This window comes from Euzebyales bacterium, from assembly GCA_035461305.1.
Classification (GTDB): Bacteria; Actinomycetota; Nitriliruptoria; order Euzebyales; family JAHELV01; genus JAHELV01.
On the sequence record DATHVN010000104.1, the window covers coordinates 1 to 7,585 of the forward strand.

Below are 7,585 nucleotides of genomic sequence, written 5' to 3' on the forward strand. Positions count from 1 at the left end.
TGCGGCCGTGCGGCTGCAGCCGTAACCGTGCGCCATGCTCGAAGCCGAGCAGTGGGTCGTCGGTGCCACGCAGAAGCGGTAACACTGCTCGGTCTCCGCGGTGACCGGCCGCCGTCGTCTTCGTCAGCTCACGTGGGCCGACGGCGGCGGCACTAGCCAGGAGTCAGACGCCAAGTTGCGCAAGGCGATGAACAAGCGGGACCGAGGTTGGGGGGCGTCGCAGGTCTGGCGCGTCAGCGGGCGTAGGTAGCGTGCAGCTGCCCCCGCGCGATGAACCGGTCGAGCAGCAGGAGGTTCCACTCGACGAGCGCTTCGGTCCGCTCGCTGCGACTCCGAGACGGAGACCGCCATGATCGGCTGGACGTCGCGGACGCCCCAGACGCGACGTGGTCAAGCACCTCCAGGTAACGGTCCGCGAAGGTCATCCACGCGTCACCGACCTGCAGCATCGACGCGAGCACGCTGGCCAGCGACGACTCCTTCCGTGCGACCTGCCCGAAACCGGTGCGCGTCCACCCGTACCGGGACTCCCACCGGATGAGCTGTGGCGCCGCCTGTTCGGCGAACGCCGGGAACCCGGCGTGGTCGCGTACACGGGTCCACAGCTGCGCGACCTCGTCGGATACGACGACCTTCGCGGCTTCCACGGGATCCTCGGAGCGGAAGTAGTCGACGTCGCGGACCTCGCACGCCAGATCGATCAGCGCCTCGACTGCCGCAGCGGCCGAGGCTACGCAGAGCGTCCCGCGCGTTCGCGACCAGCCGTCGGAACGTGAACCGCCACCGCGACCGTTCCTTCGGCGACACACGCCCGGTCACCGGCCATGTAGGCGCCGGAGCGCGCCAGCGCGACGAACTCGCGCACCTCGGCGAGCACCGCGTCCGGATCAACGTGATCAGCTTTGGGGTCCCGACGCTGCGGCCTCGGATCGGGGTCGAGTTCGGCCTCGATGCGTTCTCGCATCTTGGCGGTCCCGCGCCAGTAGAGGTTCCACAGCGCCTTGCGGAGGCGTTCTTCGTCGAGCGGAGCGATATTGGCGAAGAACTGTTCGCGGTTCATCCGGTTCATGTTGGGCCAGACCGTAGCGGATCCCGCGACGGGCACGACGTTGCCATCCTGCTGTTGCGCTGCAACGATGCTGATCAGAGCGAGCAGAGGCTGGCGTCGGCGAAACGTGGACGAGGATCGGGAGCGCTCGCAGGCCGAAGTGGACCGTCTGCGTCGTGAGAACCAACGGCTGCGTCAGCTGCTGGGGCTGGGTCCGGGCGACCCGCTTCCCGGCGGGCGCGCGTCGAGGCCGTCGGCGACCGCGCTCCCGCTGGACCAGCCGAACCGAACCATCGACGCACGATCCAGCGAGGTTGCGCTGTTCCGGTCGCTGTTTCGCGGTCGCGACGACGTGTACGCGGTGCGGTGGAGCAACCAGCACGGCGAGTCCGGGTATGTCCCCGCGGTCGCTGGCGGCTGGCGCAAGGACCGGCCCCGCAAGCAACGTCGCCATCTGGCGCTGACGGACGACGTGATCCGCGCTCATCTGGAGGGCGACGAGACCATCGGGCTGTATCCGCTGCTCGAGGATGATCACTGCTGGCTGCTCGCAGCGGACTTCGACGGGCCGAACTGGCGTCTCGACGCGCTGGCCTACCGGGATGGAGCCGCGGAACACGGAGTGCCGGCGTATCTGGAACGCAGCCGCTCCGGCGACGGCGCGCACGTGTGGACGTTCTTTTCGGAGCCCGTCACGGCAACCGATGCGCGTCGGCTTGGCACCGGTCTGCTGCGCACGGCCATCAATGCGCGAGCCGAGCTGGCCCTGGACAGCTACGACCGGCTCTTCCCAAGCCAGGATCTCGCGCCACGCGGGAGCTTCGGCAACCTCATCGCGCTTCCACTGCAGGGACGCGCCGCCCGCGACGGCAACAGCGTCTTCCTCGACCACAACGAGCTGTCGCCCGTCGAGGACCAGTGGCGTCTGCTCGGCCAGGTTGATCGCGTCATCCCGGCGCTGCTGGCTACCGCGCTGCGCCGGCTTGCCCCCATGCGCACCGGGCGGGACGAGGCCGCCGCGTGGCGCCGGTCGGGCCGACAGCCCAAGGGGCCGGCACGAATCGCGGTCACGGCCGATGCGCGGCTGCGCGTGGACAAGTCCGGGTTGTCGACATCGATGCTGGCCGCGATCAAGCATCTCGCGTCCGTGTCGAATCCGGAGTTCTTCGCCAAGCAGCGGCTGCGGCTGTCGACGTGGCAGACGCCGCGGGTCATCCGTGCCTACGACGAGGACCTGACCCACCTGCACCTGCCGCGCGGCCTCCGCGCCGAGCTCGAGGAGCTGGCCCAGCGGGCCGGATCGACCCTGGACATCCAGGCCGCGTGGCCCAACGTCGAGCCACTCGACGTGGCCTTCCGTGGCGTGCTCACGGCGCAACAGCAGGACGCCGTGAGTGATCTTACCGATCGAGATCTGGGTGTGCTGGTCTCGCCGCCGGGAACCGGCAAGACCGTGATGGGCTGCGCGCTCATCGCGGCGGCCGGCGTCCCCAGCCTGGTACTCGTCTACCGCAAACCGCTGCTGGAGCAGTGGCGCGACCAACTGGGTTTCCTGCTCGGTCTGGACGCTGACCAGATCGGACAGCTCACCGGCGGACGCGACCGCCGCTCTGGCGTGGTCGACATCGCGACGGTGCAGACACTGGCGCGACGCGACGACGTCGCCGAGCTCACCAACCGGTACGGACTGCTGATTGTCGACGAGTGCCACCACGTGCCCGCGGTCACGATCGGTGAGGTCGTAGGCCAGATCCCAGCACGCAGGGTGCTCGGTCTGACCGCGACCCCCTACCGGCAGGACGGACTCGATGCCCTGATCGCGATGCACTGCGGACCGATCCGCCACCACCCGGGGAAGGCTCCGACGGGCCTGAAGCTCCGGCTCGAGGTCCACGACACCCGCTTCAGGTTCCCCAGTAGCGAGCAAGCTGCCATCCAACAGATCTTCACCGCGTTGGCCGAGGACCCGCGACGCACCCGGCAGATCGCGACGGACGTCGCTGACGCGGTCGCCGCAGGTCGCCGCTGTCTGGTGCTCAGCGAGCGCAAGGCCCACCTGGCCGCACTGGCCAACGAACTCCGTGAGCATCGTGTCGACGTGGTCGTGCTGCACGGCAGCCTCAGCCGTGCTGACGAGCAACGGACGATGGACCGGCTCGAGACGATCGCCGACCAGCCCGTGGCCGTTGTGGCCACCGGCCAGTACGTCGGGGAAGGCTTTGACTGTCCACCACTGGACACGCTGTTCGTCGCGTTCCCCCTCTCGTCGAAGGGCAAGATCGTCCAGTACGTCGGTCGGGTGCTGCGGCCCTTCGACGGCAAGCACACCGTCCTCGTGCACGACTACCACGACGCCGCGGTGCCCGCGCTCAGCCGCATGCACGACAGGCGCCGGAAGGCCTACCGCTCGCTCGGGCTTGTCGGACGCGACGACCACCAACCCCAACTGTCTCTCGACCTGTGAACTTGGCGAGGTCGGCCGTCGCCGGCATCATGTCGTCGGGCGACAACATGACCAGGACCGTCAACTTCACGCACACTTGGAGCACTTTGCAGCTTGAACTTGACCGCTATGGTCAAGTTCGTGTCAACGACGATGGACGTGTTGTGCGAGCTGGCCGAGCCGCAGGCCGGGTACTTCACGACCGCGCAGGCCACCGAGGCGGGCGTGTCGAGTCGGGCGCTGTACCAGCGCACCCGCCGTGGCGACATCGACCACGTCCGCTACGGGCTGTACCGGCTGCGCCGCTTCCCCGCGCACCCGTTCGAGGATGTCGTCGCCGCCTGCTCGTGGGCCGGCGGCGACAGCGCGGCCAGCCACGAGATCGCACTGGCGGTCCACGGCATCTCCGACTCGATGCCGTCGGCGATCCACATCACCGTGCCCCGCCGGTACCGCGGCCGTCAGGACGGCGTCGTCATCCACCACGCCGATCTTCCCGACACCGACCGCACCCGCGTCGACGCGGTGCCGCTGACGACCATCGCCAGGACGCTGCACGACGTCGCGGCGACCCATGACCCCGCGCTGGTCGAACCAGCCGTCGCGCAGGCGGTCGCGCGAGGCACCCTGCGTCGTCGCCAGCTGCGACGGTTGGTCAGAGACACCCCGAGCCTTGCACCGATGGTCGTCGGCGCTGGCCGAGGAGTAGGTCACACATGGGCGCGACGGACTCATAAAGCGATCGTCGTGACTCGGCGCCTGGATGTCCTCGCCGGCTACGGTCACTCCGATCGCCGTCGCGGTGACCTTCGACCCTCGGTGGCGCTGCTCCCGCGCCGCGGATAACGGGCCACTCTTGTGCAGCATGCGGTGGACATGCAGAACCGTCTGCGGAGCGAGTCCCTGACCGCGGCGGCCGCCGGACTCTTCGAGCTCGTCGTACAGCGAGTCGAAGGTCTCGACGGTGACGTCCTGCAGACGGACGGCGCCGACGTTACTGCACCACGTACGACTCGACCTGGTCGCGCACCGTGGTCCAGGTGTTGAGGCTCACCTGGCCACGGTGCCCGCGCGCACTGCGCTGACTCTTTGGCTTGCGGATTGGGAGCCAGTCCTCACGCAGGTAGTGCGCGACAGTCTGCGCGGAGCGATCGACGTATGAGCCGGTGTCGAGGTCCCGCAACAGCTTGGTGCGAGCCTGCTCCGCTTCGGTCTTGGTCGTCTAGCCCGAGGACCAGTCTCGCCGGCGCTTGCCCGTGAGCGGGTCATGGCCGCGGTCGATGACGACCGAGTAGGTCTTCGACCGCTTGATGATGGTCGCCCGAGGCCTCACGCGGACTCCGGGTCGTCGCCCGGACGGCGTGTACCGGACAGCCGACGGCGTGGCGTACGTGGATGTGTCGGGCGACGTCGCCGCGCGGCAGGCCATCTGATGCCGCGTCGCACCCGTACCTCGAGGTGCCTCGGTCGAGCAGTGGCGCGGACGCACCGAGTCCTTCCGCCCGCCGCTGCGGGGAGCGTGTCAGATGATAATCGGGTCTGCCGTGCGCGAGCTGACTGCGCTGGCTTAGCAATGCCGCGACGTACAGGGCGACGAGCGCGACGATGAACATCATCGGTACGAGACGCCAGGCTCTCGGCGCTCCGACGGAGCGCGTCACCAGAACGTCCAAGATCGCTCCCAGATCCTGTTGACCATGGACTACGACACCCGAGTCGAGCGCACCAGACGTAGGCGGTCTTCGAGGCAGATCCGCGTATCACGACGGTCGCAACACGCTCCTCGTGACACAACATCCTCGCCGACCGACCGCGCGCCCGGGAGCCAACTGAGCAAGACGCGGAACAAACGACGTCGGTCGGCTTTACAGAGGGAGGACGTCATGACCTCCGAGACGATCGGGTTGCTGGCCGCGATTCTGTTCCTCCTCATCGCCGTCGTCGGCGGTGGCTTCACCGTCAAGGAGCTCTCGATCCCCAGGGTGCCCAGCACGGCGCGCATCCTCGCAGGGCTACTTGGCGTGCTGTTCGCCATGCCATTCGCGCTCAGCCAAGCGAGGCTCGACGGAGGACCCGAGGAACCGTCGAAGGTGCATCTGTCGGCAGCACATCCATCGCAAGGTACCCAGGACGGCGGTCAGGCCGTGCTGTGGGCGGATGACCAGCCCGACATCACCAAGGACTCGATCCAGTTGCTCGAGCTCGAAGCGACGAGTCCGGACCCCGATCCGGCGGTGGGTGATCGCATCACCATCACGTTCACCATCAAGAACGTGGCTCAGACACGCCGCGAGCTCGCCTCGACGTTCGTCGGCGCCCGCGATCCCGCCGACGAATGGAGCGACTTCGGCGAGGGCAATCAGTCCCGAGTGCTGCAGCCAGGCGAGACGCTGTCGGTGCGAACCTCGCTGATTCCCAATGAGCCAGGCACTTGGAAGCTGTGGCCGTGCTACGCAGTCGCGCACGACGACGGAGAACGCCTGTGCCCGGATGAGTGGCGAGCCTTTCCCATCGATGTGATCCAGTAGCGCATCGCAGAGCGCGAAAGCTGCTTCGACCCGTGACGAGCGGGGCGACTCGCGGAGCGCCCTCACAGGATTCCAGCTCGCGTCAGCTCATGCCTCGAGCATCCCCTGATGTCAGCCGTCCGGTCGCGTTGTGGTCGCGAGCAAGCAGATCCGACAGCCGGAGAGGCCGCGCATGGCAGGCTTTACCATCCTCAGGGCGTGGTCGCGGCTTGCCAGTCTGGTGCTTCGGCGATGGCTACGCTGTCGGGGACCTGGACCGAAATGTGGACGTGCACGATCTTCCAGCCGGCGGGTTCGCGAACAACTGCCGTCAGACGGGTCGGGAGCCGATCACCCTCCGGCAGAACGAAGACCGGGTGGTCGATGACCCAACCGAACCCTCCGTGGCGGAAGCCCTGAGCATTACTGCCCTCCACAGTGACGCCTCCGCAGGCTGGGGAACGCCTCTCGCCAAGTTTCGCGATCACCGAGCCAGCGGTCGGTCCCGATGGCCATCGCGACGGAATCGGATGAGACGACGTCGTCGAATGCCGCCACCGTCCCCAGCTCGATGGCGTTGTAGAAGCGGGTCACCGCCGCGGGCTACCTCGCTCGATCGTTCCATGCCCGGCCCTCCAGACGGGTGGGTCCATGGATTCTGCCATGGACCCACGAGCGTGAGTGACTGGCAGCAATGGGCAGATGAAGCCGGATCCAAAGCCGTGGGGCAGTCGACCGCGGCTCCGAGCCGCGCATGACGGGTAACCCTCACGGTCGAGCAACCGTCGGGTATCGGCTTCGGCTGCGCGGGACGGTGGCGGTGAGATGGCTGCGGCCGCGCTGCGAGCGGTCCGCCAGCCCGGCGCTCCAAGGATGCGGCACGCAGCCCCTTTGCGCCGCGGCGGTCTAGGTCAAATGATCGCGTGTCAGGGCCCGTCGAAGGCAGCCAACGCGTCGGCATCGCTCACGTCGACGTCGACCCGGTGCAGGGTGTCGGATGCACGGTCGAAGACGCCGAGTGTCCCGTCGACGGTGGCGAAGAACACGAAGGCACCGTTGGGGCTCCACGTCAACAGCCGCCGCGACACCAACGCCGCACCGTCGGCGACCGTATGGACCGCCCGAACGTCGAGGTCGGCGATCAGCAGCGACGCGGCCGTTGTGTTCGCTGCGTCGGTCAGCAACGCGACAGCGCGGTCCTCGGGCGCCAACACCGCGGCGAGGACGCGGTGTTGGGTGTGCAGGCGCTCACGACCCCTGCCGGACGGATCCAGCACGTCGATGGTGTGGCAGCGGTCGCGGCAGACGACGGCGACACCGGCGCTGACGGCGAGCACATCGCGAGGCGTCGACTGCGTCGCGCCAGTGTCGGGGTTCCACCACCGCAACACGCCGACGTCTTTCAGGAGCAGGCGATCACGGCGTCCGGCGATCGGGCGTTGGTCGGCCGGGACAGGTGTGAACGGCAGTATCTCTGTACCAGCGAGGTCGACCAGACGCACGCGAAGGTCGGCGCCGGGCCGAAAGCTCGTGTCGTCGACGAGCCAGAGGTGGTCACGCGACGCCGGTAGAAACCACCACGACCGG

Annotated in this window: 6 protein-coding genes; 3 read left to right on the top strand and 3 right to left on the bottom strand. The window is 68.1% G+C overall.

The annotated features are described in order from the left end of the window. Positions 1–233: 233 nt before the first annotated feature. Both VK923_09235 and VK923_09240 read right to left on the bottom strand, forming a co-directional pair. Complete coding sequence (locus VK923_09235) at positions 234–647, bottom strand: hypothetical protein (GenBank protein HSJ44850.1); 414 nt, start codon at positions 645–647, stop codon at positions 234–236. An 83-nt stretch (positions 648–730) separates the two neighbouring features. Beyond that, complete coding sequence (locus VK923_09240; GenBank protein ID HSJ44851.1) at positions 731–1,069, bottom strand: hypothetical protein; 339 nt, start codon at positions 1,067–1,069, stop codon at positions 731–733. A gap of 106 nt (positions 1,070–1,175) precedes the next feature. On the opposite strand from VK923_09240, the gene VK923_09245 reads away from it, so the two are divergent. The 3 genes from VK923_09245 (at position 1,176) to VK923_09255 (ending at position 6,019) form a co-directional block, all read left to right on the top strand. Then, positions 1,176–3,512: a DEAD/DEAH box helicase family protein gene (locus tag VK923_09245; GenBank protein ID HSJ44852.1), complete on the top strand. Its 2,337-nt coding sequence runs from the start codon at positions 1,176–1,178 to the stop codon at positions 3,510–3,512. Positions 3,513–3,605: 93 nt separating this feature from the next. Next, the gene (locus VK923_09250) at positions 3,606–4,337 is read left to right on the top strand and encodes a type IV toxin-antitoxin system AbiEi family antitoxin domain-containing protein (protein HSJ44853.1); all 732 of its coding nucleotides are present in this window, start codon (positions 3,606–3,608) and stop codon (positions 4,335–4,337) included. Between the two features lie 1,037 nt (positions 4,338–5,374). Then, a complete protein-coding gene (locus tag VK923_09255; GenBank protein HSJ44854.1) occupies positions 5,375–6,019 on the top strand; it encodes a hypothetical protein in 645 nt (214 codons plus the stop codon). A 905-nt stretch (positions 6,020–6,924) separates the two neighbouring features. Here VK923_09255 and VK923_09260 read toward each other — a convergent pair. After that, positions 6,925–7,585: hypothetical protein (locus tag VK923_09260; protein ID HSJ44855.1), on the bottom strand; the 661-nt coding region annotated here is incomplete at its 5' end.

Excerpts from the sequence above, each read along its gene's own strand:
- VK923_09240 (HSJ44851.1), bottom strand. The coding sequence starts at position 1,069 with ATGAACCGGATGAACCGCGAACAGTTCTTCGCCAATATCGCTCCGCTC.
- VK923_09255 (HSJ44854.1), top strand. The coding sequence starts at position 5,375 with ATGACCTCCGAGACGATCGGGTTGCTGGCCGCGATTCTGTTCCTCCTC.